Origin of the sequence: Agromyces cerinus subsp. cerinus (genome assembly GCF_900142065.1) — a bacterium.
Taxonomy (GTDB): domain Bacteria; phylum Actinomycetota; class Actinomycetes; order Actinomycetales; family Microbacteriaceae; genus Agromyces; species Agromyces cerinus.
In genome coordinates, this window is record NZ_FSRJ01000004.1 from 26452 (window position 1) to 52453 (window position 26002).

The 26002-nt window shown below is 70.9% G+C and carries 25 protein-coding genes; 4 read left to right on the forward strand and 21 right to left on the reverse strand.

The window, feature by feature from the left end; genetic code table 11:
* Positions 1-32: 32 nt before the first annotated feature.
* The 7 genes from BUR99_RS14370 to BUR99_RS14400 form a co-directional block, all read right to left on the reverse strand.
* On the reverse strand, positions 33-1478 hold the full coding sequence (locus BUR99_RS14370; protein WP_084184038.1) for a pyridoxal phosphate-dependent decarboxylase family protein: 1446 nt from the start codon (positions 1476-1478) through the stop codon (positions 33-35).
* Between the two features lie 137 nt (positions 1479-1615).
* Positions 1616-2422 carry an SseB family protein gene (locus BUR99_RS14375; RefSeq protein WP_074261095.1) on the reverse strand — a complete coding sequence of 269 codons (807 nt, stop codon included), beginning with the start codon at positions 2420-2422 and terminating at the stop codon, positions 1616-1618.
* Complete coding sequence (gene priA / locus BUR99_RS14380; RefSeq protein ID WP_074261096.1) at positions 2419-3165, reverse strand: bifunctional 1-(5-phosphoribosyl)-5-((5-phosphoribosylamino)methylideneamino)imidazole-4-carboxamide isomerase/phosphoribosylanthranilate isomerase PriA; 747 nt, start codon at positions 3163-3165, stop codon at positions 2419-2421. Before priA ends, BUR99_RS14375 begins: the two co-directional genes overlap by 4 nt.
* A 100-nt stretch (positions 3166-3265) precedes the next feature.
* Positions 3266-3904 carry an imidazole glycerol phosphate synthase subunit HisH gene (gene hisH / locus BUR99_RS14385; RefSeq protein ID WP_074261097.1) on the reverse strand — a complete coding sequence of 213 codons (639 nt, stop codon included), beginning with the start codon at positions 3902-3904 and terminating at the stop codon, positions 3266-3268.
* Positions 3901-4515: an imidazoleglycerol-phosphate dehydratase HisB gene (gene hisB / locus BUR99_RS14390; RefSeq protein WP_074261098.1), complete on the reverse strand. Its 615-nt coding sequence runs from the start codon at positions 4513-4515 to the stop codon at positions 3901-3903. Before hisB ends, hisH begins: the two co-directional genes overlap by 4 nt.
* Complete coding sequence (locus tag BUR99_RS14395) at positions 4512-5603, reverse strand: histidinol-phosphate transaminase (RefSeq protein ID WP_074261099.1); 1092 nt, start codon at positions 5601-5603, stop codon at positions 4512-4514. Before BUR99_RS14395 ends, hisB begins: the two co-directional genes overlap by 4 nt.
* 71 nt (positions 5604-5674) lie before the next feature.
* Positions 5675-6076, reverse strand: coding sequence for a LysM peptidoglycan-binding domain-containing protein (locus BUR99_RS14400; protein WP_084184039.1), 402 nt, complete (start codon positions 6074-6076; stop codon positions 5675-5677).
* A gap of 265 nt (positions 6077-6341) precedes the next feature.
* Here BUR99_RS14400 and lexA point away from each other — a divergent pair, with 265 nt between their 5' ends.
* Positions 6342-7019, forward strand: coding sequence for a transcriptional repressor LexA (gene lexA, locus BUR99_RS14405; protein ID WP_074261582.1), 678 nt, complete (start codon positions 6342-6344; stop codon positions 7017-7019).
* A gap of 60 nt (positions 7020-7079) precedes the next feature.
* Here lexA and BUR99_RS14410 read toward each other — a convergent pair whose 3' ends face one another.
* From BUR99_RS14410 to hflX, 4 genes are all read right to left on the reverse strand, one after another.
* Complete coding sequence (locus BUR99_RS14410) at positions 7080-7847, reverse strand: alpha/beta fold hydrolase (RefSeq protein ID WP_074261101.1); 768 nt, start codon at positions 7845-7847, stop codon at positions 7080-7082.
* A gap of 85 nt (positions 7848-7932) precedes the next feature.
* Positions 7933-10284 carry a 5-methyltetrahydropteroyltriglutamate--homocysteine S-methyltransferase gene (metE, locus tag BUR99_RS14415; RefSeq protein WP_074261102.1) on the reverse strand — a complete coding sequence of 784 codons (2352 nt, stop codon included), beginning with the start codon at positions 10282-10284 and terminating at the stop codon, positions 7933-7935.
* Positions 10281-11267 carry a methylenetetrahydrofolate reductase gene (locus BUR99_RS14420; RefSeq protein ID WP_074261103.1) on the reverse strand — a complete coding sequence of 329 codons (987 nt, stop codon included), beginning with the start codon at positions 11265-11267 and terminating at the stop codon, positions 10281-10283. Before BUR99_RS14420 ends, metE begins: the two co-directional genes overlap by 4 nt.
* A gap of 305 nt (positions 11268-11572) precedes the next feature.
* On the reverse strand, positions 11573-13102 hold the full coding sequence (hflX, locus tag BUR99_RS14425) for a GTPase HflX (RefSeq protein ID WP_074261104.1): 1530 nt from the start codon (positions 13100-13102) through the stop codon (positions 11573-11575).
* A gap of 42 nt (positions 13103-13144) precedes the next feature.
* Between hflX and BUR99_RS14430 the strand changes: the two genes are divergently transcribed.
* On the forward strand, positions 13145-13759 hold the full coding sequence (locus BUR99_RS14430) for a class I SAM-dependent methyltransferase (RefSeq protein WP_074261105.1): 615 nt from the start codon (positions 13145-13147) through the stop codon (positions 13757-13759).
* 39 nt (positions 13760-13798) lie between these two features.
* On the opposite strand, the gene dapF is transcribed toward BUR99_RS14430, so the two are convergent.
* From dapF to BUR99_RS14480, 10 genes are all read right to left on the reverse strand, one after another.
* On the reverse strand, positions 13799-14680 hold the full coding sequence (gene dapF, locus BUR99_RS14435; protein ID WP_074261106.1) for a diaminopimelate epimerase: 882 nt from the start codon (positions 14678-14680) through the stop codon (positions 13799-13801).
* Between the two features lie 85 nt (positions 14681-14765).
* Entirely contained in the window at positions 14766-15686 is a 921-nt protein-coding gene (gene miaA / locus BUR99_RS14440) for a tRNA (adenosine(37)-N6)-dimethylallyltransferase MiaA (RefSeq protein WP_074261107.1), read from the reverse strand.
* 1 nt (position 15687) lies between these two features.
* Positions 15688-17298, reverse strand: a complete 1611-nt coding sequence (gene miaB, locus BUR99_RS14445; protein ID WP_074261108.1) for a tRNA (N6-isopentenyl adenosine(37)-C2)-methylthiotransferase MiaB — start codon at positions 17296-17298, stop codon at positions 15688-15690.
* A 12-nt stretch (positions 17299-17310) separates the two neighbouring features.
* Positions 17311-18057 carry a regulatory protein RecX gene (locus BUR99_RS14450; protein ID WP_074261109.1) on the reverse strand — a complete coding sequence of 249 codons (747 nt, stop codon included), beginning with the start codon at positions 18055-18057 and terminating at the stop codon, positions 17311-17313.
* 35 nt (positions 18058-18092) lie between these two features.
* The gene (gene recA, locus BUR99_RS14455) at positions 18093-19163 is read right to left on the reverse strand and encodes a recombinase RecA (protein ID WP_074261110.1); all 1071 of its coding nucleotides are present in this window, start codon (positions 19161-19163) and stop codon (positions 18093-18095) included.
* 309 nt (positions 19164-19472) lie between these two features.
* Positions 19473-19718 carry a DUF3046 domain-containing protein gene (locus BUR99_RS14460; protein WP_074261111.1) on the reverse strand — a complete coding sequence of 82 codons (246 nt, stop codon included), beginning with the start codon at positions 19716-19718 and terminating at the stop codon, positions 19473-19475.
* A gap of 69 nt (positions 19719-19787) precedes the next feature.
* The gene (locus BUR99_RS14465; protein ID WP_056013571.1) at positions 19788-20096 is read right to left on the reverse strand and encodes a helix-turn-helix domain-containing protein; all 309 of its coding nucleotides are present in this window, start codon (positions 20094-20096) and stop codon (positions 19788-19790) included.
* Positions 20097-20241: 145 nt separating this feature from the next.
* Positions 20242-21843, reverse strand: coding sequence for a tripartite tricarboxylate transporter permease (locus BUR99_RS14470; RefSeq protein WP_084184040.1), 1602 nt, complete (start codon positions 21841-21843; stop codon positions 20242-20244).
* Positions 21836-22393, reverse strand: coding sequence for a tripartite tricarboxylate transporter TctB family protein (locus BUR99_RS14475; protein ID WP_074261112.1), 558 nt, complete (start codon positions 22391-22393; stop codon positions 21836-21838). Before BUR99_RS14475 ends, BUR99_RS14470 begins: the two co-directional genes overlap by 8 nt.
* A complete protein-coding gene (locus BUR99_RS14480) occupies positions 22390-23457 on the reverse strand; it encodes a Bug family tripartite tricarboxylate transporter substrate binding protein (protein ID WP_234980871.1) in 1068 nt (355 codons plus the stop codon). The genes BUR99_RS14475 and BUR99_RS14480 overlap by 4 nt, the downstream gene beginning before the upstream one ends.
* Positions 23458-23656: 199 nt before the next feature.
* Between BUR99_RS14480 and BUR99_RS14485 the strand changes: the two genes are divergently transcribed.
* Together BUR99_RS14485 and BUR99_RS14490 are read left to right on the forward strand one after the other, a co-directional pair.
* Positions 23657-25285 (forward strand): ATP-binding protein, encoded by a 1629-nt coding sequence (locus BUR99_RS14485; RefSeq protein WP_074261584.1) that lies wholly within the window; start codon positions 23657-23659, stop codon positions 25283-25285.
* A complete protein-coding gene (locus BUR99_RS14490) occupies positions 25282-25965 on the forward strand; it encodes a response regulator (protein ID WP_074261113.1) in 684 nt (227 codons plus the stop codon). Before BUR99_RS14485 ends, BUR99_RS14490 begins: the two co-directional genes overlap by 4 nt.
* Positions 25966-26002: the final 37 nt, after the last annotated feature.

Below are 26002 nucleotides of genomic sequence, written 5' to 3' on the forward strand. Positions count from 1 at the left end.
CGCCGACGCCGGGGCTGCTGCGCCTGCCGAGGTCATCGTTCCGGACCGGCCTCGGCCCGCATCGCCGACAGCTCACGGGCGACCGCGTCGACCGTGCGACGCACCTCCGCGGCATCCGTTCGCCAGTTGCTCACCGAGAACCGCACGACCGCGCGGCCGTGCCAGCGCGACGTCATGGCGAGCACCTCTCCCGCGTTCCAGAGTCGCTCGCTGAGAGCTTCGGTCGCCTCGTCGCTGTCGAGCGCGATGCAGACCTGGGTGAAGACGACGTCGTTCAGCACCTCCACTCCCGGAAGGGCACCGACGCCGTCGGCGATGCCGCGTGCGGCCTCCGCCAGACCGTCGACGAGTCGCGCGACGCCGTCGCGACCGAGCGAGCGGAGCACCGCCCAGGTCGGCACGCCCCGGGCCCGCCGCGACAGCTCGGGCGCCTTCTCGTGGGGGTCGGCGCCGACCTCGGTCGCCTGCAGGTAGCTCGCGTGCATGCCGAGCGCCCGCCGCATCGCAGCCGGATCCCGCACGATCGCGATGCCGCAGTCGTAGGGCACGTTGAGGGTCTTGTGGGCGTCGGTCGACCACGAGTCGGCGGCCTCGTACCCCGCGGTCAGGTGGCGGAGCGACGGCGACGCCGCCGCCCAGAGCCCGAATGCGCCGTCGACGTGCACCCACGCCCCCGCCGCGTGCGCCGCCTCGATCGCGGCGGTGAAGTCGTCGAACGCACCGGAGTGGATGTTGCCGGCCTGGAGCGCGACGATCGCCGGGCCCTCGCCTTGGGAGAGCACGTCAGCCAGCTCGTCGACGCGGATGCGCCCCTGCTCGTCGGCGGGCACCGTGATGGGCGCACCCAACCCCAGGTACCGTGCTGCGAGGTCCATGGTGCCGTGGCGCTCGTCGCCGGCGATGAACCGTATCGGCGGGCCGCCCGCGAGCCCCGCCGCCTCGACGTCCCAGCCCGCCCGGCGCAGCACCTCGCCCCGCGCAGCCGCCATGCACGAGAACTGCGCCATGGTGGCGCCCGTCGTGAAGCCCACGTCGCTCTGCGGCGGCAGGCCGAGCAGTTCGAGCAGCCATTCGCCGGCGAGCTCCTCGACGGCCACCGCGCCCGGCGTGATCGCTCGGAGCCCCGTGTTCTGGTCCCACGCGGAGACGAGCCAGTCCGCGCCGAGCGCAACGGGTTGCGTGCCGCCGATCACCCAGCCGTAGAAGCGCGGCGAGCCGATCGCGATGAGGCCGGGCTCGACGCCCTCGGCCAGGCGCGCGAGAACCTCGAGGTCTGGCTCCCCTGCCTCCGGCAGCTCGCGCCCGAGGCGGTCCTTGATGGCGTCGGCGCTCGCCTGCGGCGGGATCGGTCGTTCGCGCACCCCTGACAGCCACGCGCGTGCGTGGCGGCCGGATGCCTCGATGACCGCGTCGTACGAGGCATCCGCTGTCTCGGCGGCCCCAACCGCCGCGCCGTCCGTCGTGTTCGCATCAGTCATGGCGCACCTGGATTCCGTGCGACGAGCGCACACCACCGATTGTGCGCTGGTTCGCTGGCGTGGTCAACGGCTCGGCCGGGCGGCGACCACTCCGCTTGGCGGCACCGCGGCCGCTCGAAGGGCTGCGGGGAGCCGGCTCAGCCGGCGGGCGTGCCGACGAGCTTCACCGTCAGCGAATCCACCGACGTCGCGATCACGTCGTCGGCCGCCCAGCGGTGCGCGAGCCGTGCCGTGATCGCGTCGAGCTCCTCACGGCTCAGGCCGGCGACGAGCTCGAGCCGCACGACGAGCTCGGGTCCCGTGAGGCGGGCCGTCGGGTCGCCCGGGAGCAGGGTCACGCCGAGCACGGCGAGCTCGCGCTCGATCGACGCCCGGAAGGCGGCGCCGACGGCGGGCGACTCGAACGGTGGCTGCCACTCGTGCGCCTGTGCGACGGACCACACCGCCGGGCGGCGCAGCACGAACTCGGTCGGCGATCCCGGATCGAGCACGACGAGATCGGTGCCGTCGTCGGCTGCCGCCAGCGCGACGCGCACGCCGTCGGCGGGCACGGGTCTCGCGAGCGGATTCCACCGCGACATCGCCTCGACCGAGGCGAACACGGGCAGCACCTTGCGGCCGTCGGGACCCTGCACCGTCACGATCGAGAGCTCCTGGCTCTTGTCGACCGCGAGGCCGTGCGCGCCGACCTCGGATCCGCCGTCGCCGAGTGCGGCGAGCAGCGGGATCAGGAGGCGGGAACGCGCGAACTCCGCCACCACGGGCGCCTGCCCGGCATCGCCGGTGCGGAACGCGTCGAGGGCGGCGGCGAGCGCCTCGGGCGCCCGGCCGTCGTCGGAGGCGTGCGTGTTGGGCTGGAAGGATCGCCCGGCCCAGGGCACACCGGCGGAGTCGGCGGCAGCGGCGTTGTCGCCGGTGCGACCCTCGCCAGCGTCAGCAGTCACTGCGACGCGACATCCAATGCCTCGACCAGGGTGAACGCGCCTGCGTACAGGGCCTTGCCCACGATCGTTCCCTCGAGGCCGAGCGGAACCAGTTCGCGCAGCGCCACGATGTCGTCGAGGCTCGAGATGCCTCCCGACGCGACCACGGGTCGGTGCGTGCGTTCCATCACCTGACGGAGCAGGTCGAGGTTCGGGCCCTGCAGTGTGCCGTCCTTCGTGACGTCGGTGACGACGTAGCGCGCGGCGCCGGCCTCCTCGAGGCGCTCCATGACCTGCCAGAGGTCACCGCCGTCCTTCGTCCAGCCGCGAGCCGCGAGCGTGGTGCCGCGCACGTCGAGTCCGACGGCGATCGCCTCGCCGTACTGCGCGATCACGGAGGCGGCCCATTCGGGGTTCTCGAGCGCAGCGGTCCCGAGGTTGATGCGCTTGGCGCCGATCTCGAGGGCGTGCTCGAGCGACTCGTCGTCGCGGATGCCGCCGGAGAGTTCGACGTTGACACCGCGCACCTGACGGATGGTCTTCTTCAGCACGGCCGCGTTCGAACCGCGTCCGAACGCGGCGTCGAGGTCGACGAGGTGGATCCACTCCGCGCCCTGATCGGCCCACTCGACCGCAGCGTCGACAGGGTCGCCGTAGCTGGTCTCGGTGCCGGCCTCGCCCTTGGTCAGGCGCACCGCCTTGCCGCCGGCGACGTCGACCGCCGGGAGCAGCACGAGGCGGGGGGTCTTGTTGAATTCACTCATTCACTGTCCTAGTCATCGCGGTCGCGCCTTGCGAGTCGGCACAGTCACAGCATCCTAGTCCGACCGTGTCGGAGCCGGCTGCACGTGACGGCCGAACGGCTCAGCCGAGGGTCCCGATCCAGTTGGCGAGCAGGCGGATGCCCGCATCGGCCGACTTCTCGGGGTGGAACTGGGTCGCCGTCAACGGGCCGTTCTCGACGGCGGCGAGGAACCGGCCGCCGTGCTCGGCCCAGGTCAGCGTCGGCGCAGGGAACGGCGGCTCGACGTCGAGCAGCCACTCCTGAGCGGCGAACGAGTGCACGAAGTAGAACCGCTCGTCTTCGACGCCGGCGAAGAGCGCGGAGCCCTCACCCGCCTCGACGGTGTTCCAGCCCATGTGCGGCAGTACCGGGGCGGGCAGTTCGGTGACGACTCCGGGCCATTCGCCGAGACCCTCGGTGTCGACGCCGCGTTCGACGCCGCGCTCGAAGAGCACCTGCATGCCGACGCAGATGCCGAGCACCGGGCGTCCGCCCGCGAGTCGACGATCGATGATCTCGCCGCCGCGCACCGCGTGCAGCTGGTCCATGACGGCCTTGAAGGCACCGACCCCGGGCACGAGGAGCCCGTCGGCTTCGAGCGCTGCCGTGCGATCGGCGGTCACCGTGACCTCGGCACCGGCATGTTCGAGTGCCTTCGCGGCCGAGTGCACGTTGCCCGAGCCGTAGTCGAGCACGACGACACGACGGCTGCGGGTCACAGCGCGCCCTTGGTCGACGGCACGCCCGACACCAGTGGGTCGAACGCCTTCGCCTGGCGGAACGCGCGCGCGAACGCCTTGAACTCCGCTTCGGCGATGTGGTGGGGGTCGCGGCCGCCGAGCACGGTCACGTGCACCGTGAGCGCCGCGTTGTATGCGATCGCCTCGAACACGTGACGCACCATGGAACCCGTGAAGTGACCGCCGATGAGGTGGTACTCGAAGCCGGCGGGCTCGCCCGTGTGCACGAGGAACGGCCGACCCGAGATGTCGACGACCGCCTGCGCGAGCGCCTCGTCGAGCGGCACGAGCGCGTCGCCGTAGCGGGAGATGCCGCGCTTGTCGCCGAGCGCCTGCTTGATGGCCTGGCCGAGCACGATGCCGACGTCTTCGACCGTGTGGTGCACGTCGATCTCGAGGTCGCCGCTCGCCCGCACCGTCAGGTCGGTCAACGAGTGCTTCGCGAACGCCGTGAGCAGGTGGTCGTAGAACGGTACACCGGTCTCGATGTCGCTCGACCCGGTGCCGTCGAGGTCGATCGAGAGGTCGATGCTGGATTCGCTCGTCTCACGCTGCACCCGGGCGGTGCGCGAAGGGCTCGTTGCGGTCATGAGGCAATCCTATTCGGGGCGGATACGGCGATCGCTTCGAGGAAGGCCGTGGTCTCGGCCTCCGTGCCCGCGGTGACCCGCAGGTGGCCGGGGATGCCGATCTCCCGGATCAGGATGCCGCGGGCGAGCAGCTGCTCGAACACGGCGCGAGGGTCGTCGACCCCGCCGAACAGCACGAAGTTCGAGCCGCTGCGGTACGGGTGGAAGCCGAGCCGGGCGAGCTCGTCGGAGATGCGCTCCCGCTGTCCGCGGATCTCGTCGACCATCGCGAGCATCTCGGCCGAGTGGGCGAGCGCGCCGAGAGCGGCCGCCTGGGTCAGCGCCGACAGGTGGTAGGGCAGGCGCACGAGTCGGAGTGCGTCGATCGCCGCAGGGTCGCCCGCGAGATAGCCGACGCGTGCGCCGGCGAAGGCGAACGCCTTGCTCATCGTGCGCGAGACGAGCAGACGCGGCCGTCCCTCGAGCAGGGTGAGCGCGCTCGGGGTGCCGGGTTCGGCGAACTCGAAGTACGCCTCGTCGACGACGACGATGCCGCGTGCGGCGTCGGCGACCGCTTCGATCGTCTCGATCGAGAGCGGCGTGCCCGTCGGGTTGTTCGGCGCGCAGAGCAGCACGATGTCGGGGTCGTGCTCGCGCACCGCGGCGACTGCCGTCTCGGGGCCGAGCTCGAACTCGTCGTCACGGCCCGCGGTGATCCACTCGGTGCCGGTGCCCGAGGCGAGCAGTCCGTACATGGAGTACGTCGGTGCGAACCCCAGCACCGAGCGCCCTGGCCCGCCATAGGCCTGCATGATGTGCTGCAGCACTTCGTTGGACCCGTTCGCCGCCCAGATCTGCGCGGGGTCGAGATCGTGCCCGAGGTAGTCGGCGAGTGCTCGGCGCAGCGCGGAGAACTCGCGGTCGGGGTAGCGGTTGAGCGTCATGATCGCGGCGGCGACGCGGGCGACGATGTCGTGCGCGACGGCCTCGGGAATCGGATGCGTGTTCTCGTTGACGTTGAGCGCGACCGGCACGGCCTGCTGCGGAGCCCCGTACGGGGTGCGACCGCGGAGGTCGTCGCGGATGGGGAGGTCTTCGAGACTCGTCACCCTGCAAGCCTAACGAGGCTCGTGCGAGTGTTTCAGTCGGTCGTCACGTGACGACCGTCACGCGCCGATCGTCACCTGGCGAGCGGCAATGCGAGCCGCTGCCCGGGCTCGACGACCGCGTCATCGAGGCCGTTGAGCCGGATGATCTCGTCGATGACATCGCGCACGTCGCCACTGGGGTCGATCGATTCGGCGATCGCCCAGAGCGAGTCGCCCTGGGCGACGGTCACATAGTCGAAGGCCGCGCCGACGGAGTCGACATCGGCGGCGGCGCCCCCCGACCCGAGCACCGCGACGAATGCCCAGATCACGAGCGGAAGCGCTGCGAGCGTGGTGAAGACGACGCGACCGCGGCGGGTCAGCCGGAGCCGCGTGCGCACCACGGTGCTCGATGAAGAATCGTTGCTCCGTGCCGATTCACGCGGAAGGGCCCGCGAGGGCTGGAAGCCGGTCGTTGCGATCGCTGCGCTCATGTCACACCTCCTGTGGGAGCCGCACCCGACCCTCGGCCGGGAGGGCCGGATGCGAAACTCTGTTCCGAACATACATTCGAATTTCGAACATTGCAAGGATGAAACTCCGGAAACCCGGGAACCGGATCTCCGACACACTCGAACAGATGTTTGCCGCACACACGTGAGGCGGATACAGTTTCGAATGTCTGGAAGACAGTCGACCAGACACCACCGACATCCGGCCGCTTGGCCGCTACGAGGGGCGGAGACGTTGAGCACCGACATCGACGACGTGCAGGCAGCCGGCAGGCCACGCCGCCGCAAGAGTCTGAGCGCGAAGCAGATCGCCATCCTCGAGATGATCCAGCGTTCGGTCTCGAGCCGCGGCTACCCGCCGAGCATGCGCGAGATCGGCGATGCGGTCGGCCTCTCCTCGCTCTCGAGCGTGACCCACCAGCTCAACCAGCTCGAGCTCGCCGGCTACCTCCGACGCGACCCCAACCGCCCCCGCGCCCTCGAGGTGCTCATCGAACTGCCCGGCGTGACCGACCGCACGGCCACGCAGTCCGATCCGACTCCCGTCGGCGACGCCGCGATGGTGCCCCTCGTCGGGCGCATCGCGGCCGGCGTGCCCATCACGGCCGAGCAGCAGGTCGACGAGGTCTTCCCGCTCCCCCGCCAGCTGGTCGGCAAGGGCGAGCTGTTCATGCTGAAAGTCGTCGGCGACTCCATGATCGATGCCGCCATCTGCGACGGCGACTGGGTCGTCGTGCGATCGCAGCGCACCGCCGAGAACGGCGAGATCGTCGCCGCGATGCTCGACGGGGAGGCGACCGTCAAGGTGTTCCGCCAGCGCGACGGCCACACCTGGCTGCTCCCCCGCAACAGCGCGTTCGAGCCCATCGTCGGCGACCACGCCGAGGTGCTCGGCAAGATCGTCGCGGTGCTGCGCTCGGTCTGACGCCGACGTCGGCAGCCGTCCCAGCCGACGCGCGCGCCGACCGGGAGCGGATGTCGCCCGCTACGCGGCGGAACGCACTCCGACGGCCACCGGTTCCGGCGTGGTCGGTGCCAGCTCGCGCAACCACCCGAGCACTGCGTCCATGAATCCGGCGTGATCGTCGCGGAACACGGTGTGCCCCGTGCCCTGCAGGGTCTCGACGGTCATGCCCTGGCGGCGCAGCTGGCGAGCGACCTTCGACGTGATGAGCAGGCTCTTCTCGGCGAGCACCACGAGGGTGGGCGCCACGAGTCGCGCCGGCGGCACGAGCGGCCGGGTGTCGGTGAACGCGAGGATGGTGCGCTTGTCCCAGTCGCGAAGCGTCGCGAGCTCGATGTCGACGTCGACGGCGCTCCACTTCGGGTTCATGCGCACGAGGGCCGACCGGCGCGGCCGGGGTGCCACGGCGAAGAACGCCTTGAACGCCCAGCCCTTGACCCCCTTGGGGAATGAGAACGCCGGGTCGATGTAGATCGCCGCGCGGGGCGCGAGTCGATCGGCCACGATGCTCGCGACGAGTCCACCGAGCGAGTGCCCCATGACGATGTCGGGCGGGCCGTCGAGCAGCGGTTCGAGCGTCTCGACGACATCGCTCGCCCAGGCGGCGGGCGAGTAGCGCACCGCACGAGGGCTGCGGCCGTGGCCGGCGAGGTCGACCGCGAGCACGCGGAAGCCCTGCGCCTCGAGCTCGGCGGTGACGCGGTGCCAGGCGCGCGAGTCCGACATGATGCCGTGGATGAGGACCGCGGTTCGCGCGCCCCCGCCGGATTCGTGGACCGCGAGTTGCATGCGTCGACCATACGTTCCGCGCCTGTGCATCACCCCGGCGTGAGCCGTGCGGATGCCGCGAGCCGCGGCATCCGCTCGGCTGTCGCTACCCGGCGAGCACCGGGGCGGCGCGCTCGGCGCGGACCGCCACGGTCGCCTCGACGATGTGCCGCAGCGACTCGACGGTCTCCTCGTAGCCGCGGGTCTTCAATCCGCAGTCGGGGTTGACCCAGAGTCGCGTCGCGGGGATCGCCCCGGCCGCACGCTCCAGCAGCGCCTGCACCTCGGCGACACCGGGCACTCGCGGCGAGTGGATGTCGTAGACGCCCGGGCCGATGCCGTGATCGAAGCCGCTCGTCTCGAGATCGTCGACGACCTCCATGCGGCTGCGGGCCGCCTCGATCGAGGTGACGTCGGCGTCGAGGTTCTTGATCGCGTCGATGACGACGCCGAACTCGGAGTAGCAGAGGTGCGTGTGCACCTGCGTGCCGGGCACGGCACCGCCCGTCGCGAGGCGGAACGAGCCGACCGACCAGTCGAGGTAGGCGGGCTGATCGGCCAGCTTCAGCGGCAGCAGCTCGCGCAGTGCGGGCTCGTCCACCTGGATGATGCGGATGCCCGCCGTCTCGAGGTCGGTGATCTCGTCGCGGAGCGCGAGGGCCACCTGTCGCGCCGTGTCGCCGAGCGGCTGGTCGTCCCGCACGAACGACCACGCGAGGATCGTGACCGGCCCGGTGAGCATGCCCTTCATGTGCTGCTCGGTCAGCGACTGCGCGTAGCTCGACCACTCGACGGTCATCGGCGCGGGCCGCGAGACGTCGCCCCAGAGGATCGACGGTCGCGTGCAGCGCGAGCCGTAGGACTGCACCCAGCCGTGCTTCGTCACCGCGAAGCCGTCGAGCAGTTCGGCGAAGTACTGCACCATGTCGTTGCGCTCGGGCTCGCCGTGCACGAGGACGTCGAGACCCAGTTCCTCCTGCAGCCGCACGACGCGCTCGATCTCGGCGCGCATGAGCGCCGCGTAGTCGTCTGCGGGCAGCTCGCCCTTGACGAGACGGGCACGTGCCCGACGGATCTCGGTCGTCTGCGGGAACGATCCGATCGTGGTCGTCGGCAGCTCGGGCAGTTCCAGCGACTCCTGCGCCGCGACGCGCTCGTCGTAGCTCACCCGGGCGAAGTCCCGCTCGGCGAGCCCCGCGAGACGGTCGCGCACCGAAGGCACGCGCACGCCGGGCGCGGCGTCGCGGTCGGCGAGGGCAGCGGATGCCGCGGCGAGCTCGCCCTCGATCGCGCCGCGTCCCTCGGCGAGCCCGCGACCGAGCACGGCCACCTGGCCGACCTTCTGGTCGGCGAACGCGAGCCACGAGACGAGTCGCGCGTCGAGTTCGTCTTCGTCGGCGACGTCGTGGGGAACGTGCAGCAGCGACGTCGAGGTCGACACCGAGACGGCCGATGAGAGGTGCTGCACGGCGGCCACCCGTTCGAACGCGGCGGCGAGGTCGCCGCGCCAGATGTTGTGGCCGTCGATGACGCCGGCGACGAGGGTCTTCGCGGCGAGAGCCTCCGCCGTCACCGGGTCGAGTCCCTCGGGCAGCGAGCCGCGGACGAGGTCGAGGCCGATCGCCTCGACGGGCGCCGCCGCCAGGGCGGGCAGGGCATCGTCGAGGGAGCCGTAGGGAGCGGCGACGAAGATCGCCGGGCGGGCGTCGAGCGCGCCGAGTGCGTCGTAGGCGATGCCGACCGACTCGATCACGCGGGCCCGGTCGACGTCGAGGCTCTCGCTCACGAGCGCGGGCTCGTCGAGCTGCACCCACTCGGCACCGGCCGCGGCGAGCTGCTCGAGCAGCTCGCCGTAGACGGGCACGAGGTCGGCGAGGCGGTCGATCGGCGCGAAGCCGGCCGGGGCGCCGTCGGCCGCCTTCGCGAGCAGCAGGAAGGTCACCGGACCGACGATCACGGGACGTGTCGTGAAGCCGGCCTCCTTCGCCTCGGTGAACTCGGCGAGGATGCGCTCGGCGTGCAGCGAGAACACGGTGTCGGGGCCGATCTCGGGCACGAGGTAGTGGTAGTTGGAGTCGAACCACTTCGTCATCTCGAGCGGTGCGTCGTCGCCGATGCCCCGGGCGATCGTGAAGTACGCGGCGAGGTCGACCCGGCCCTGCTCGTCGGCGAGACCGGCGAAGCGCTCGGGCACCGCGCCGACGGCGACGGCGGTGTCGAGCACCTGGTCGTAGAACGAGAACGTCTCGGGGATGGCCGAGCCGGTGCGAGCCAGCCCGAGCGACGCGAGGCGCTCGCGAGTCGCCGCGCGCAGCTCGGCGGCCTCGTGCTCGAGCTGTTCCGCGGTGATCGAGCCGGACCAGAACGCCTCGACGGCTCGCTTGAGCTCGCGGCGTCGACCGATGCGGGGATAACCCAGGATCGTCGCGTTCGGGAAGACGGGTGCGGGGGTGGTCATCGTGCGGTGTTCCTCTCGTCGGCGAACCGGTCGGTTCGCAGCCCGAGCCGGTCGACGACGTCGAGCACGGCTTCATGGCGGTTGAAGGTGTAGAGATGCAGGCCAGGGGCGTCCCCTGCGATCACCTCGGCGGCGAGCCGGGTGGCGAAGGCGATGCCGAGTTCGGTCTGCCCCGCGGCATCCGGCTCGATCTCGAGGTCGATGGCGAGCTCGGCCGGCGGCTCGACGCCCGTCAGCTCGGTCAGCCGCGACAGCCGCGCCGGGTTCGTGACGGGCATGATGCCCGGCAGGATCGGGATCGTGACCCCGCCGGCGCGGGCGCGCTCGACGAAACCGAGGTAGTCGTCGGCGCGCCAGAAGAGCTGGGTGATCGCGAGGTTCGCCCCGGCGATCTCCTTCGCGAGCAGCGTGTCGACGTCGTGTCCGAGGTTCCGCGACCGCGGGTGACCGGTCGGGAACGCCGCGACCGCGACTCGCTCGGGACGCGGCCGCGCCCTGATGCGCGACGCGCCGGGGTTGCCGGGCACGCCGACCTGGCCGAAGGGCTCCCGCTCCTCCTGCACCCGGTGGATGAGCTGCACGAGCTCGGCGGCGCTGCCCAGGTCGCCGATGCCCGCGTCGGGGTCGGCATCCGCCGGCGGATCGCCGCGCAGGGCGAGGAAGCTCGTGATGCCCGCGTCGAGGAACTCGCGCACGAGCCGGTTGGCCTCGGCGTGCGAGGAGCCCACGCACGTCAGGTGCGCCATCGGCTCGACATGGGTGTGCTCGAGCATGTAGCGGAGCACCGTCAGCGAGCGGGCTCGCGAGCTGCCGCCGGCGCCGAACGTCACCGAGATGAACGCGGGATCGACCTCGGCGAGCCGGTCGATCGTGCGGCCGAGGGCGAGCGCCGCAGCATCGGTGCGCGGCGGGAAGAGCTCGAAGGAGAGCGGCAGTCGGGGGCGACAGTCGGCGCCCGATGCGTCGGTTGCGGTCGATGCCATGGTGCTCCTGCGTGGCGAGCGGCAACGGGAAGAACACGGCAGGCCGCGTTCCCCCGGCCGGAACGGCGGGTGGGATGTCGCGGGCGGGTGCCGGGCTCGGCGGTCGCTCCAAGTGCTCGGCGTTGGCCGGTCACTGATCGATCAGGAGCGACGATACGCGGAGGTGTGCGCCATCGCACGACTGTGACGCACGGTGACGCGCAGCGGTCACCGGCGCATCCGCCATCGACTCACGGGTCGCCGAAGCGCCGGTCGCCGAAGCGCCGGTCGCCGAAGCGCCGGTCTCCGAGGGCGGATGCCGCGGCTCAGGCCCCCGCGGGCGCCGCGGCGAACTCCTCGAGCTGGCCGGCCAGCTCGGGCGAGGCGAGCGCGCGCACGCGCGTGCCGTCTTCGAGGTATTCGATCGAGAGCACTCGACCGGTCTCGTGCAGCGTCGAGACGACGTCGCCCCGGTCGTACGGCACGAGCAGGTCGATCTCGACGGCGGGGTCGGGCATCATGCGGGCGATGGCCTCGAGCACCTCGGGGATGCCCTCGCCGGTGCGCGCCGACGCGAAGATCGCGCCGGGCTCGAGCCCGCGCAGCACGAGGCGGTCTTCGGGCGTCACGAGGTCGGCCTTGTTGAAGACGATGAGTTCGGGGATGTCGCGTGCGCCGACTTCGCCGATCACGTCGCGCACCGTTGCGATCTGCCCGGCGGGGTCGGGGTGGGCCGCGTCGACGACGTGCACGATGAGGTCGGAGTCGCCGACCTCCTCGAGCGTCGATCGGAACGCCTCGACGAGCTGGTGCGGGAGGTTGCGCACGAAGCCGACGGTGTCGGCGATCGTGTAGACGCGGCCGTCGGCCGTCGTGTTGCGGCGCACGGTCGCGTCGAGCGTGGCGAACAGGGCGTTCTCGACGAGCACCCCGGCGCCGGTGATGCGGTTCAGGATGCTCGACTTGCCGGCGTTCGTGTACCCGGCGATCGCGACCGAGGGCACCGCGTTGCGCCTGCGGTTGGCGCGCTTCGCCTCGCGTGCGGGCTTCATGCCGGCGATCTGCTTGCGGAGCTTCGCCATGCGCGAGTGGATGCGGCGGCGATCGAGCTCGATCTTCGTCTCACCGGGGCCGCGGGAACCCATGCCGGCCCCGGCCCCGCCTACCTGGCCACCGGCCTGGCGCGACATCGACTCGCCCCAGCCGCGCAGTCGCGGCAGGAGGTACTCGAGCTGGGCGAGTTCGACCTGCGCCTTGCCCTCGCGGCTCTTCGCGTGCTGGCTGAAGATGTCGAGGATGACCGCGGTGCGGTCGATGACCTTGACCTTGATCGCGTCTTCGAGGGCGCGCCGCTGGCTCGGTGCGAGCTCGGTGTCGGCGACGACCGTGTCGGCTCCGAGCGAGGCGACGATGTGCCGCAGCTCGTCGACCTTGCCGCGGCCGAGGTAGGTGCTCGGGTCGGGGTGCGGGCGGCGCTGGAGCACGCCGTCGAGCACCCTGGCTCCGGCTGTCTCGGCGAGGGCCGCCAGCTCACGCATGGAGTTCTCGGCCTCGTCCTGCGAACCCTGCGAGTACACGCCGATGAGCACGACGTTCTCGAGCCGCAGTTGCCGGTATTCGACCTCGGTGACGTCTTCGAGTTCCGTGGAGAGTCCGCCGACCCGGCGGAGACCGGCCCGCGCCTCGCGGTCGTACTGCTCGCCGTCGGTGTCGGAGCCGAACGCGTCGACCGAATCGGGCGACATGAGCGCCTCGGCGGCATCGGATCCGAAACGGGTCACCCCGGCCTTGGTCTCTGCACCCTTGAGCACCCGCTCGACGGCGTCGTCTGCGGAGGTCTGTTCGGCGTCATTCATCGCATTAACCCTAGTTCCCATCGCTGCGATAGGTTCCCCTGTATGGCCTCCGAGCACTACTTCTCCTCTCGTCCGGGCGGCGAGGCCACTCTCCGCACCATTTCCGTGACCCTCGCCGGGCGCGAGCTGTCGCTCTCGACCTCGGGCGGCGTCTTCAGCCCCGAGCACCTCGACACCGGCACCCGGATCCTCCTCGACCGCGCACCCGCGCCGCCGGCGAGCGGTGACCTGCTCGACCTCGGGTGCGGTTGGGGACCGATCGCGATCTCGCTGGCGCTTCGGGCGCCGGATGCCACGGTGTGGGCCGTCGACGTCAACGAGCGCGCCCTCGACCTCGTGCGCCGCAACTGCGCACGCCTCGGCATCACGAACGTCAACGCCGTGCTGCCGGGCGATGTTCCCGCCGACGTGCGCTTCGCCGGCATCTGGTCGAACCCGCCCATCCGGGTGGGCAAGGCCGAACTGCACGCGCTCCTCGAACACTGGCTCCCCCGACTGGAAGACGATGCGAGCGCCTGGCTCGTCGTCGCCAAGCACCTCGGCGCCGAGTCGTTGCAGCGCTGGATCGCCGAGGACCTCGGCCTCGACATCGACCGTGCGGCGCAGGACAAGGGCTTCCGGGTGCTCGAGGTGAGCGCCGCGGCATCCGCTCGCTGACGCGAGCACGGCGCCCGTCGAACGTCGGGCGCAGCCGGCTCAGGCGAGGCTGAGGACGCCGTCGAACACGAGTTCGGCCGGTCCGGAGAGCGCCACGTGCTCGCCGTCGGCGGCCTGCACCATGCGCACGCCCAGCACCCCGCCGGGCACCTGCACGCGCCAGCGGTCGGGGGCCGCTTCGCCGGCCCAGTATCGAACCGCGAGGGCCGAGGCCACCGCTCCGGTGCCGCACGACAGCGTCTCGCCGGAGCCGCGCTCGTGCACGCGCATGCGGATGCGTCCGACTCCCTCTTCGACGAGCGGCTCGGCCGGCACGACGAACTCGATGTTGGCGCCCGCCTCGGGTTCGGGCTCGATGATCGGCTGGTAGGCGAGGTCGAGCCCGTCGAGCTCCTCGTCATCGGCGAGGGCGACGACGATGTGCGGGTTGCCGACGTCGATGCCGAGGCCGGGCCGGGCGACCGGCAGGCTCTTGCCGCGCACGAGCGGCTCGCCGCCGGCCAGACGCCAGAGGCCGAGGTCGGCCTCGAAACCCGCCACCGTGCGACGCACGGTCCGAACACCGGCGCGGGTGCCGATCGCGATCGAGTCGTTCGCGCCGAGATCGGCGAGGCCCTGGTCGATCAGGTAGCTCGTGAAGACGCGGATGCCGTTGCCGCACATCTCGGAGACCGTGCCGTCGGCGTTCCAGTAGTCCATGAACCACACGGCCTGCGGGTCTTCGGCGAGCGATGCGGCGCCCGCATCGAGGTTCGCCGATCGCACGGCGCGGATGACTCCGTCGGCGCCCACGCCGAACCGGCGGTCGCAGACCGCGGCGATCTGCGTCGGGGTGAGTTCCGACTCCCCCTCGGGATCGCTGAAGAGCACGAAGTCGTTGCCGGTGCCCTGTCCCTTGGTGAACCGCAGATCGAATGCCATCCGATCAGTCTATGGCTGCGATCCGGACACCCTCGGCGAGGCGCAGCTCGCGCCATCGGCGAGCCGCAGGTCGAATGCCATCCGATCAGTCCGCGGATGCGATCCGGGCGAGTTCGGTGCCGCGTGCCACGGTGTCGTCGGCATCGATCGTGACCGCATCGCGGTAGCGCTTGAACCAGCTCACCTGGCGGCGGGCGTAGGTGCGGGTGAGCTGCTGCGTCTCGGCGATCGCCTCGGCGCGCGGGAGCCGTCCCGAGATCTCGCCGAGCGCCTGCGCGTATCCGATGGCCCTGCGCGCGGTCACGCCCTGCTCGATGCCCGCCGGGATGAGCGCCCGCACCTCGTCGACGAGACCGTCTCGCCACATGCCCTCGACCCGCTCCTCGAGGCGCTCGACGAGCGTCGCCCGCTCGCTGCGGAGGTGCACGATGCCATGGGAACGCCATGGCACGGGCTCGTCGGGCAACCGCGCGGCCTTCGGCTCCCCGGTCACCTCGATCACCTCGAGGGCGCGCACGAGACGGCGCCCGTTCTGCGCGTCGACGCTCGCCGCCGTCACGGGGTCGAGCTCGCGGAGGCGCGCGTGCAGCATGCCGGGGCCCTGTGCGGCCAGCTCCGCCTCGAGCCGTGCGCGCACCGCGGCATCCGTGCCCGGAAAGCGGAAGTCGTGGATGACCGACGACACGTACAGGCCGGAGCCGCCCACGAGGAGCGCGACCGCGTCGCGGGCGACGATCTGGTCGACCGCGGCGCGCGCCGCCGTCTGGTACTCGGCGACGGATGCCTCGTCGACGACGTCGAGCACGTCGAGCAGGTGATGCGGCACCCCGCGCCGCTCGGCGAGCGGGAGCTTGGCGGTGCCGATGTCCATGCCGCGGTAGAGCTGCATCGCATCGGCGTTCACCACCTCGGCGGCGCGGCCGACCCTGCCGTACGCCTCGGCGAGGTCGAGCGCGAATGCGGACTTGCCCGTGCCGGTCGCGCCGACGATCGCGATGAGGGTCACGTCAGCGTTGGCCGTCGGTGGGGTCGTAGATCGGCATCGTGCCGACGCCGGGCGAGATGAGCGGCTCGGCGCCGCGCGCGCGGAGCGTCGGCAGTCCGAGCGAGACGCGGCCGGCGGCGGATGTCCCGGGGGCGGCCGGTACGCCGCAGCTCTCGGCCTGTGCCCGATCCCACGCGTCGCCGGCCCGGGTGCGGCGGATGCGCAGCGGCGCGTCGTCGAGCGAGTCGGCGATCAGGTGGAACGGCGCGGCCTGCGTGATGGTCACGGAGACGACGTCACCGGGACGCGGCAGCTCGGAGCCGGCGGGCACCTCGAAGTGCACGAGGCGGCTGTCTTCGGCTCGGCCGCTCAGTCGATGCGTCTCCGCGTCCTTCTTGCCCTCGCCCGTCGCCACGAGCACCTCGACCGGCCGACCGATGAGGCGCTGGTTCTCCTCCCACGAGATGCGGTCTTGGAGGGCGGCGAGGCGTTCATAGCGCTCCTGCACGACCTCCTTCGGCACCTGGTCCTCCATCGTGGCCGCGGGAGTGCCGGGGCGGATGGAGTACTGGAACGTGAATGCCGAGGCGAACCGAGCCGCCTCGACCACGCGGAGCGTCTCTTGGAAGTCCTCTTCAGTCTCGCCAGGGAAGCCCACGATGATGTCGGTCGAGATCGCCGCGTTCGGGATGCGCGCGCGCACCCGGTCGAGGATGCCGAGGAACTTCTCGGAGCGGTAGGAGCGGCGCATCGCCTTGAGGATGCGATCGGAACCCGATTGCAAGGGCATGTGCAGCTGCGGCATGACGCTCGGCGTCTCGGCCATCGCGTCGATGACGTCGTCGGTGAACGCCGCGGGGTGCGGGCTCGTGAAGCGGATTCGCTCGAGGCCCTCGATCTGCCCGGCGGCCCGCAACAGCTTGCCGAACGCCTGGCGGTCGCCGAACTCGACGCCGTAGGAGTTCACGTTCTGGCCGAGCAGTGTGATCTCCATCACGCCGTCGTCGACGAGCGCCTGCATCTCGGCGAGGATGTCGCCGGGGCGGCGATCCTTCTCTTTGCCGCGCAGCGCCGGCACGATGCAGAAGGTGCAGGTGTTGTTGCAGCCGACCGAGATCGACACCCAGCCGCTGTAGCTGGAGTCGCGCTTCGTGGGCAGCGTCGACGGGAACACCTCGAGCGAGTCGAGGATCTCGAGCTGCGCCTCGTCGTTGTGCCGGGCACGCTCGAGCAGGCTCGGGAGGGCGCCCATGTTGTGGGTGCCGAACACGACGTCGACCCAGGGCGCCTTCTCGAGGATGACGTTCTTGTCCTTCTGCGCGAGGCACCCGCCGACGGCGATCTGCATGCCCTCGTGTCTGCGCTTGACCGATGCGAGGTGGCCGAGGTTGCCGTAGAGCTTGTTGTCGGCATTCTCGCGAACGGCGCACGTGTTGATGACGACGACGTCGGGCTCTGCACCGTCGGCGGGCACGTAGCCCGCGGCTTCGAGCGAGCCCGAGAGCCGCTCGGAATCGTGCACGTTCATCTGGCAGCCGAAGGTGCGGACCTCGTACGTACGCGGCGTCGTTGCCGCTTCGGCGAGCTGGTCGCCGGCCAGCTCATCACTGGAGACGTCGTGAATGGTGCTCATGATCGCACCAGTTTACGAGCCTTCTGCGGCGAGTGCCGCCGTCACCGCCTCGCGCACGATGTCACCCGGGTAGCCCCGCCGCTGGAGGAACGCCGACAGCCGGCGTTCGGCGGTCTGACGGTCGAGGCCGCGCAACTGGCGCGCCCGGCGCTCGGCGACGGCTCGTGCGTTCTCGAGTTCGGTCTCGGGATCGAGATCCTCGACAGCCGCGCGCGCGAGTGCGTTGTCGACGCCGCGGCGACCGAGCTCCTGCATGATCGCCCCACTGCCCCGGCCGCGGCGCACGCCGTGGCTGTGCACGACCTGCTCTGCGAGCTTCGCGTCGTCGAGGTACCCGAGCCGTTCATAGCGCTCGATCCACTCCTCGACCTCGATGTCGTCGAGCCCGTGCTCGACGAGCACCGCACGCACCTCGGACACCGAGAGCGCCGAGCGGCGCAGCCGCGAGATGACGAGCCGATCGATGCGCGCATCGCGCTCGGCTCCGGTCTCTTCGGGCTCAGACGGCTCCGCCACTGGCTCTGCCTGCTCGGACCCGAACCAGGTCTCGTTCGTCGAAACCGGGCGAAGCCGTCCACGACCGCCGTCGGCCTTCGGACGACTCCGTGCGGCCGCAACAGGCGGCGCCTCGGGTTCGACCTCGGGTTCAGGCGCGGGACGGCTCCGTGATGCCGCTGCCCGCGTCGGCGGCGTCGGCTCGGCCTTCGCCCACGGCAGGTACGTGACCGGGGCGAGTCGTTCTGATGATGCGTCGCTCATGTCTGACTCACCCCGGTCATGTCGTGGTTCTGAACTCAGGCGCCCTTGCGGCCGAGCTTCGGTGCGATGGGCTCGACGTTCGCCGGAGCAGCCGCAGCTGCAGCGGCCGGCTGACCGACGCCCAGCTTCACGAGGATCTTCTGCTCGATGTCGGCCGCGATGTCGGGGTTCTGCAGCAGGAAGTTGCGGGCGTTCTCTTTGCCCTGGCCCAGCTGGTCGCCGTCGTACGTGTACCACGCACCCGACTTCTTGACGATCGCCTGGTCGACGCCGAAGTCGATGAGGCTGCCCTCACGCGAGATGCCGGTGCCGTACAGGATGTCGAACTCCGCCTGCTTGAAGGGCGGGGCCATCTTGTTCTTCACGACCTTCACCCGGGTGCGGTTGCCCACCGCCTCCGTGCCGTCTTTCATCGTCTCGATGCGACGGATGTCGAGCCGCACCGAGGCGTAGAACTTCAGCGCCTTGCCGCCGGCGGTGGTTTCGGGGCTGCCGAAGAACACGCCGATCTTCTCGCGGAGCTGGTTGATGAAGATCATCGTGGTGTTGGTCTGGCTGAGACCACCCGTGAGCTTGCGGAGCGCCTGCGACATGAGTCGGGCCTGGAGGCCGACGTGGGAGTCGCCCATCTCGCCCTCGATCTCGGCGCGGGGCACGAGCGCCGCGACCGAGTCGATGACGATGAGGTCGATGGAGCCGGACCGCACGAGCATGTCGGCGATCTCGAGCGCCTGCTCACCCGTGTCGGGCTGGGAGACGAGCAGCGCGTCGATGTCGACGCCGAGCTTCTTCGCGTACTCGGGGTCGAGCGCGTGCTCGGCATCGATGAACGCGGCGATGCCGCCGTTGCGCTGCGCGTTGGCGATGGCGTGGAGGGTCAGCGTCGTCTTACCCGACGACTCGGGGCCGTAGATCTCGATGATGCGGCCGCGCGGGAGACCGCCGATGCCGAGCGCGATGTCGAGGGCGATCGAGCCGGTGGGGATGACCTCGACGGGGGCGCGATCTTCGCTGCCGAGGCGCATGACCGAGCCCTTGCCGAACTGGCGGTCGATCTGCGCGAGGGCGGTCTCGAGTGACTTCTCGCGGTCTGCTGCTGATGCCATGGGTGGGGCTCCTTCTTGCTCGATTGCGGCTGCCTCTAGGCTGTCGTTCCAGGTTGCGGGCACTGACCGATCGGTGCCGACCCACGGCGTCTCGCGACAAGGCGTCTGCGGTGTGTTCCGTTGCATCGACCGTATGGTCGGCCACCGACATCCGTCGCCGATTCGACGGGGATGTGGACAGCTGCGCTGGAGCTCCTGCTGTTGAGGAGCCTACCCCAGCTCCCGAACGCATGTTCGAAGATGCTCCCGCGTGTCGAACACGTCTTCGGACGCGAGTGCGAGCAGGTTCGCGCGGCGAGCGCCGCAGGATTAGGGGTGCCGCGGCGTACGCGTCTCCCCGGGCACGGGGCGACCGGCGCCGTGCCGGCGCTCCTCGGGGACATCCGTCGCCTCGCAGAGCGCGAGCCAGACCTCGCGCGGGCGCACCCCGGCGGCGAGCGCCTCACGGGCCGTGCGGCCGCCGAGCGCGTTGAGCACGAGGTCGCCGACGACCGCGCCGCCGTAGCCGGCGCCGAACTCCTCCGCGACCGCGGCCTGGAACTCGCTCTGCTTCACCGGATCACCTCTGGACAGACGATCGGCCGGTCTGACGACCGGCCGATCTGCATTGCGTATGTGGAGTGGTCAGCGGACCATCAGGTCGGCGTCGAACTCGGCGACGAGCTCGTCGGGCAGACTGTCGGGCACCACCGAGAGGCCTTCGAGCACCGCGATGCGGTCTCCGACCTCGTGCATGATCACCGAGATGGGCGTGTCGAGCGCGTCGGCGACGGAGGCGAGGATCTCGGAGGACGCCTCTTTCTGGCCTCGCTCCACCTCGCTCAGGTAGCCGAGCGCGACGCTGGCCTTGGACGCGACCTGACGAAGGGTACGGCCCTTCTGCAGACGGAAGTCCCTCAGCACATCGCCGATCTCCTGTCGAACCAGGACCATCGGGAACCTCCTTCTCTCTGCCTGCGGCTCCCCCGGAGCCGGAAACGGGAGCGTCAGTCTAGCCGACTCTCCGTGCTACCAATCTAGCGTTGCACACTGGGGCTTTCGTGTGAACCTGCCACATGTAACAGGGTGTTCACGAAGACTATTCCGCGTCCCGGCCGGATTCTCCTCGAGTTCCGGATGTCGCGTGCTGCCGATCCTCGATGGCGGCGATGGCCGCCGTCGGCACGAGCGTCGGCGTCGCCTCGAGCTTCGCCTTGCGGCGCTTCAGCCAGATGCCGAGCACGATGATGACGGCGAGCGTGCTGTAGGCCACGATCGCGAACGGGCTGTGCACGAGATAGGCGAGGTCGCCCTGGCTGATGGCCATGGACTTGCGCAGCTGCTCCTCCGCCATCGGCCCCAGGATCCCGCCGACCACCATCGGCGCCACCGGGTACCCGTAGCGCCGCATGAGGAAGCCGACGAGCCCGATCACGAGCAGCGTCACGGTGTCGAAGACGTTGAAGTGCAGGGCGTAGGCCCCGAGCCCGGCGAAGGCGAGGATGCCCGCATAGAGGTACGGGCGAGGGATGCGCAGCACCTTCACCCACATGCCGACGAGCGGCAGGTTCAGCACGAGCAGCATCACGTTGCCGATGTAGAGGCTCGCGATGAGGGCCCACACGAGACCCGACTGGTTCTCGAAGAGCATCGGCCCGGGCCTGATGCCGTACGACTGGAACGCCGAGATGATGATCGCGGCCGTGGCCGTCGTCGGCAGGCCGAGCGTGAGCAACGGCACGAGCACGCCGGCCGCTGCGGCGTTGTTGGCCGCCTCGGGCCCCGCGACCCCCTCGATCGCGCCGCGACCGAACTCCGCCCGCGCACCGCCCTTCGCGAGCTTCCGCTCCGTGGCGTACGAGAGGAACGTCGCGACATCCGCCCCGCCCGCAGGGATGGTGCCGATCGGGAACCCGATCACGGTGCCGCGCAACCACGGTCGCCACGAGCGCGACCAGTCGCTGCGCGTCATCCAACTGCGCCAGCCCTTCGTCACCGGAATGACGCGCACGGGGCCGTGACGGAGCCGCGAGGCGACGTAGAGCGTCTCGCCGAGGGCGAAGAGGCCGACGGCGATGATGACGACGTCGATGCCGTCGGCGAGGCTCGGGATGCCGAAGGTGTAGCGCTGCTGACCCGAGAGCACCTCCGTGCCGACGAGCCCGAGCAGGAGGCCGAGGCCGAGGGAGACGAGCCCGCGCGGCACGCTCGATCCGAGCAGTGCGCCCACGGTGAGGAACGCGACCACGATCAGCGCGAAGTAGTCGGCGGGGCCGAGCTGCACCGCGAGCTTCGAGATGCCCGGCGCGAGGAAGGTCAGGGCGAGGGTCGCCGCCGTGCCCGCCACGAACGAGCCGATCGCCGCGGTCGCGAGCGCGGCGGCGCCGCGGCCCGCCTTCGCCATGCGATTGCCCTCGAGCGCCGTCACGATCGACGATGACTCCCCCGGCGTGTTCAGCAGGATCGACGTGGTCGACCCGCCGTACATGCCGCCGTAGTAGATGCCGGCGAAGACGATGAGGGCGCCGGTCGGGTCGAGCGAGTAGGTGAGGGGCAGCAGGAGCGCGACCGTCATGGCGGGGCCGATGCCGGGCAGCACGCCGACGGCGGTGCCGATGAACACGCCGAAGAGCGCGTAGAGCAGGTATTGGGGCTGCAGCGCGGTGGCGAAGCCCTCGAGCAGTGCGGTGAGGCTATCCATTGAAGATCGGGATCCAGTCGAGGAGCGGCCCGGCCGGGAGCGAGAGTCCGAGCCATGAGCCGAAGACGAGTTGAGTGACGAGTCCGAGGCCGAACCCGACGGCGACGGCCATCCACCAGCGCTTCGCGCCGAGCGACCAGGCCGCCCCGGCGAACAGCACGGTCACCGCGAGCGGCCATCCCGCGAACTCGATGAGCACGACCTGCGAGAGGAAGCAGACGATGAGCTTCACCACGGTGAGCCAGTCGGTCGGCGCGTCGGGGTCGACGTCCTCCCCTTCGTCGGGCACGCCGCGGCGGCCGCGGGCCACCTGCACGATGACGGCGACGGATGCCGCGAGGAGCAGCACCCCGACCGCGTACGGGAAGACCCGGGGACCGAGCACGCTCGCCGACCCCGGCGGCACGCGGATGAATCCGGCTCCGACGATCGCGTAGAGCCCGAGTGCGGCGCACACCGCGGCGAAGGCGTACTCGCCGACCGGTGCGCGAACGGGGGCGGCTCCCCCCGGCGCCGAAGCGCCGAGGGGAGCCGGTGTCGCGTCGGTCATGGTGCGACCAGTCCGATCGTGGTGAGCGTCTGCGTCACCTCGGCGATGTCGCCGTCGAGGAACGACTGGAACTCGTCGCCGACGAGGAACGCATCGGCCCAGCCCTTCTCCTCGAGCGTCGCGCTCCACCCCTCGGAGTCGTGCATCTCGGTGACGAGCGTCGTGAGCGCCTCGATGTCGGCGTCGGAGATGCCGCCGGGCGCGAGGAGGCCCCGCCAGTTGGTCAGCTCGACGTCGTAGCCCTCCTCGACGAGGGTCGGGGTGTCGGGCAGCAGGTCGACGGGCTCGGGCGAAGAGACCGCGAGGGCGCGGAGTTCGCCGGCCTCGATCTGCTCGACGAATTCGCCGACGCCCGAGATCCCCGCCTGCACCGTGTTGCCGAGCAGCATCGTGACCGCCTCGCCGCCACCCGAGTTGGGGATGTAGTTGAGCGTCGAAGGGATGTCGGCAGCGTCGACCCCCGCCTCGGTCAGGAGCATGCCGGCGAGGATGTGGTCGGCACCGCCCGCCGATCCGCCGGTGACCGAGATCGCCGCACCCTCCTCGACGATCGCGTCGACGAGGTCCTCGGTGGTCTTGTAGGGCGACGATGATGGCACGACGAGCACCAGCGCCTCCTCGGTGAGCTTCGCGATCGGCGTCATGTCCTCGATGCGCACGTCGGAGGCGTTCGTCTCGACGGCGCCGACCATGACGAGGCCGGTGACCATGAGCGTCGCCGGATCCTTCTCGTTCGCGAGCGAGGCGAGACCGACGGTGCCGCCTGCGCCGCCGATGTTCTGCACCGGCGCCTGCGCGACGAGCTCCTCGTCGGTCAGCACCTGGGACATGGCGCGGGCCGTCTGGTCCCATCCGCCGCCGGGGTCGGCGGGCGCGATCAGGTTGACGGCGTCGAGGGATGCCGCCGCGGCATCCGCCTCACCGCCCGTGCGGCCGGCCGGGGCCGCACAGGCTGCGAGGCCGAACAGGGCGGCGACGCCGATGCCCGCAACGGCGATGCGCGCGGGGATGCGGGGGTTCCGAGTGGATGCGGCCGACGGGTGCGGCCAGCTGTGAGATCGCAATGCTCCTCCTTGAGTGCCCGGGTTCATCCGCGGGCTGACGATCGGTGTGCCGCCGACGCTAGGCCGGGCGTCACCCGGGTCGGAAGTCTGCGGTCGTAAGGGTCGTAGTGGTCGTTTCGGTCGATTCGGTCGTATTGGTCACGGGCTCGTGGGCGCCCGCCCGGTCGCGGTGCTGCACACTTGACAGGTGGGCCGGTCGATGACGCTTGGCATGCAGCTGCTGCTGCTGCAGCTCGTCATCGTGCTCACGACCGTGGTCGGCACCGGCGTCACCGCGGTCTGGATGCAGGAGCAGCAGCTCCGCGACGCCTACGAGGACCGCATGATCGCGGTCGCGCAATCGGTCGCCGGCCTTCCGGTCATCACCGATGCATTCGACGACCAGGACCCGTCGGCGACGATCCAGCCCGTCGCGGAGGTCGTGCGGCGCGCGTCGAACGTCACCTACATCGTCGTGGCGAACGACGACGGCATCCGCTACTCCCATCCGAACCCCGACCGCATCGGCGGGAAGGTGTCGACCGACCCGGCGATCCCGCTGTCGGGGCAGGTGTACGTGGGCACCCAGACGGGCACGCTCGGCGAGTCATGGCGGGTCAAGGTGCCGATCTTCGCGCCCGACGGCGAGGTCATGGGGCAGGTGTCGGTCGGCATCCTCGAGTCCGAGCTGCGCGCCGACTTCGCGGGAGGGCTCACCGTGCTCCTCGTCGCGCTGGTCGCGGCCGCCGTGATCGGGGTGATCGGTTCGGCCTGGATCGGCCGCGTCATCCGTCGCCGGATCTACGGACTCGAGCCCGACGAGATCCGGGCCCTCCTCGAGACCCGCGAGGCGATGCTGCACGGCATCCGCGAGGGGCTCGTCGCCGTCGACGACGGCGGGCGCATCGTGCTCATGAACGACGCCGCGGCGCGACTCCTCGAGGTCGCAGACCCCGAGGCGGCGCTCGGCAGGCAGGTCGGCGACGTGCTCGACCGCGAGCTCGCGAGCTTCATCGCCTCGGGCGAGAATCGCGAGACACCGGTGCTGTCGGGCGAACGGGTGCTGCTCGTGCACGGCGACCGGGTGCGCGTCGACGGCCGCGAGGTGGGCTCGATCGCGATCCTCCGCGACCGCACCGAGCTCGAGACGATGCTCCGCGAGCTCGAGGGTGCGCAGGGCCTGGCTGAGGGGCTCCGCGCGCAGTCGCACGAGTTCGCCAACAAGCTGCACGTCGTGAGCGGGCTGCTCGAACTCGGTCACGTCGATGCCGCGATCGCGTTCATCGAGCGCGTCGGCAGCGGCGGCGCGCTCTCGCCGCTCGACGAGCACGACGGCATCGGCGACGTCGAGACGGCCGCCCTCGTGCTCGCGAAGCGGTCTCGCGCACAGGAGCTCGGACTCGAACTCGTGCTGGCACCCGGGTCGCACCTCGACACCGTCGACGACGGTGCCCCGCGCACCGAACTGCTCACCGTCGTCGGCAACCTGCTCGACAACGCCATCGAGGCGTGCGTGCTCGGCGGGCGCATCGCGCTCTCGATTCGCGACGACCTCGAACCGGCGACCGTGGTCGTGCAGGTCGACGACGACGGCCCGGGCATCGCGCCGCACCGGCGCGACGCGATCTTCGAACCCGATGTGAGCGACAAGTCGGCGGCACCGGGAAAGGCCCGGCGCGGCATCGGCCTGACGATCGTCACGCGCATCGCCGCCCGGCTGGGCGGGTCAGCGGAGGTCGACGCCTCGCCGACGGGCGGCGCCCGTTTCACGGTGCGACTGCCCTGGCCCGCGCCCGACCGGCGGGCGCGAACGGCGGCCTCCGACACCGACGTGGGAGCGCACGCATGAGCGACATCCGTGTCGTGATCGTCGACGACGACTTCGCCGTCGCGCAGGTCAACCGCGCCTTCGTGGACGCGCGCCAGGGCTTCACCGTCGTCGCCGAGGCCCATACGGGTGCCGAAGCCCTCTCGGCCATCGAGCTGCACCGGCCGCAACTCGTGCTGCTCGACGTCTACCTGCCCGACTTCAGCGGCATCGACGTGCTCCGCCGGCTGCGCGCGGCCGATGACGACGTCGAGGTCATCGCCGTCACCGCCGCACGCGACCTCGAGACCGTGCGCCGGGCGCGACAGCTCGGAGTGCGCCACTACCTCGTGAAGCCCTTCTCGGGCGCAACCCTCGGCGAACGACTCGACGAGGTGCGCCGCGGGATCGCCGCGAACCTGGCGATGCCGGGCACCACGCTCGACCAACGCGCGGTCGATCAGGTGCTCGGGTCGGCGCCGGCACGTCGTGCGGTGCTGCCGAAGGGCCTGTCACCGGTGAGTCTCGAGCGCGTCGCCACACAGCTCGCGAGGTGCGAGACGGATGCCTCGGCCGCCGAGATCGCCGAATCGCTCGGCATGTCCCGCGTCAGCGCACGTCGCTACCTCGAACACCTCGTCACGAGCGGCGCCGCCGAGGTCTCGCCTCGCTACGGCACGGCCGGCCGGCCCGAGCACCGCTACCGCGTGCCGAACGCCTGACGCCCGGCGCCCTCACGCCGGCCGCCTGCGTCGACGC

Excerpts from the sequence above, each read along its gene's own strand:
- BUR99_RS14370 (WP_084184038.1), bottom strand. The coding sequence starts at position 1,478 with ATGACTGATGCGAACACGACGGACGGCGCGGCGGTTGGGGCCGCCGAG.
- BUR99_RS14450 (WP_074261109.1), bottom strand. The coding sequence starts at position 18,057 with ATGAGCGACGCATCATCAGAACGACTCGCCCCGGTCACGTACCTGCCG.
- miaB (WP_074261108.1), bottom strand. The coding sequence starts at position 17,298 with ATGAGCACCATTCACGACGTCTCCAGTGATGAGCTGGCCGGCGACCAG.
- BUR99_RS14410 (WP_074261101.1), bottom strand. The coding sequence starts at position 7,847 with ATGCAACTCGCGGTCCACGAATCCGGCGGGGGCGCGCGAACCGCGGTC.
- BUR99_RS14485 (WP_074261584.1), top strand. The coding sequence starts at position 23,657 with ATGACGCTTGGCATGCAGCTGCTGCTGCTGCAGCTCGTCATCGTGCTC.
- BUR99_RS14490 (WP_074261113.1), top strand. The coding sequence starts at position 25,282 with ATGAGCGACATCCGTGTCGTGATCGTCGACGACGACTTCGCCGTCGCG.
- BUR99_RS14470 (WP_084184040.1), bottom strand. The coding sequence starts at position 21,843 with ATGGATAGCCTCACCGCACTGCTCGAGGGCTTCGCCACCGCGCTGCAG.
- metE (WP_074261102.1), bottom strand. The coding sequence starts at position 10,284 with ATGACCACCCCCGCACCCGTCTTCCCGAACGCGACGATCCTGGGTTAT.
- dapF (WP_074261106.1), bottom strand. The coding sequence starts at position 14,680 with ATGGCATTCGATCTGCGGTTCACCAAGGGACAGGGCACCGGCAACGAC.
- hisB (WP_074261098.1), bottom strand. The coding sequence starts at position 4,515 with ATGACCGCAACGAGCCCTTCGCGCACCGCCCGGGTGCAGCGTGAGACG.
- priA (WP_074261096.1), bottom strand. The coding sequence starts at position 3,165 with ATGAGTGAATTCAACAAGACCCCCCGCCTCGTGCTGCTCCCGGCGGTC.
- BUR99_RS14475 (WP_074261112.1), bottom strand. The coding sequence starts at position 22,393 with ATGACCGACGCGACACCGGCTCCCCTCGGCGCTTCGGCGCCGGGGGGA.
- recA (WP_074261110.1), bottom strand. The coding sequence starts at position 19,163 with ATGGCATCAGCAGCAGACCGCGAGAAGTCACTCGAGACCGCCCTCGCG.
- BUR99_RS14430 (WP_074261105.1), top strand. The coding sequence starts at position 13,145 with ATGGCCTCCGAGCACTACTTCTCCTCTCGTCCGGGCGGCGAGGCCACT.
- BUR99_RS14420 (WP_074261103.1), bottom strand. The coding sequence starts at position 11,267 with ATGGCATCGACCGCAACCGACGCATCGGGCGCCGACTGTCGCCCCCGA.
- hflX (WP_074261104.1), bottom strand. The coding sequence starts at position 13,102 with ATGAATGACGCCGAACAGACCTCCGCAGACGACGCCGTCGAGCGGGTG.
- BUR99_RS14400 (WP_084184039.1), bottom strand. The coding sequence starts at position 6,076 with ATGAGCGCAGCGATCGCAACGACCGGCTTCCAGCCCTCGCGGGCCCTT.
- BUR99_RS14465 (WP_056013571.1), bottom strand. The coding sequence starts at position 20,096 with ATGGTCCTGGTTCGACAGGAGATCGGCGATGTGCTGAGGGACTTCCGT.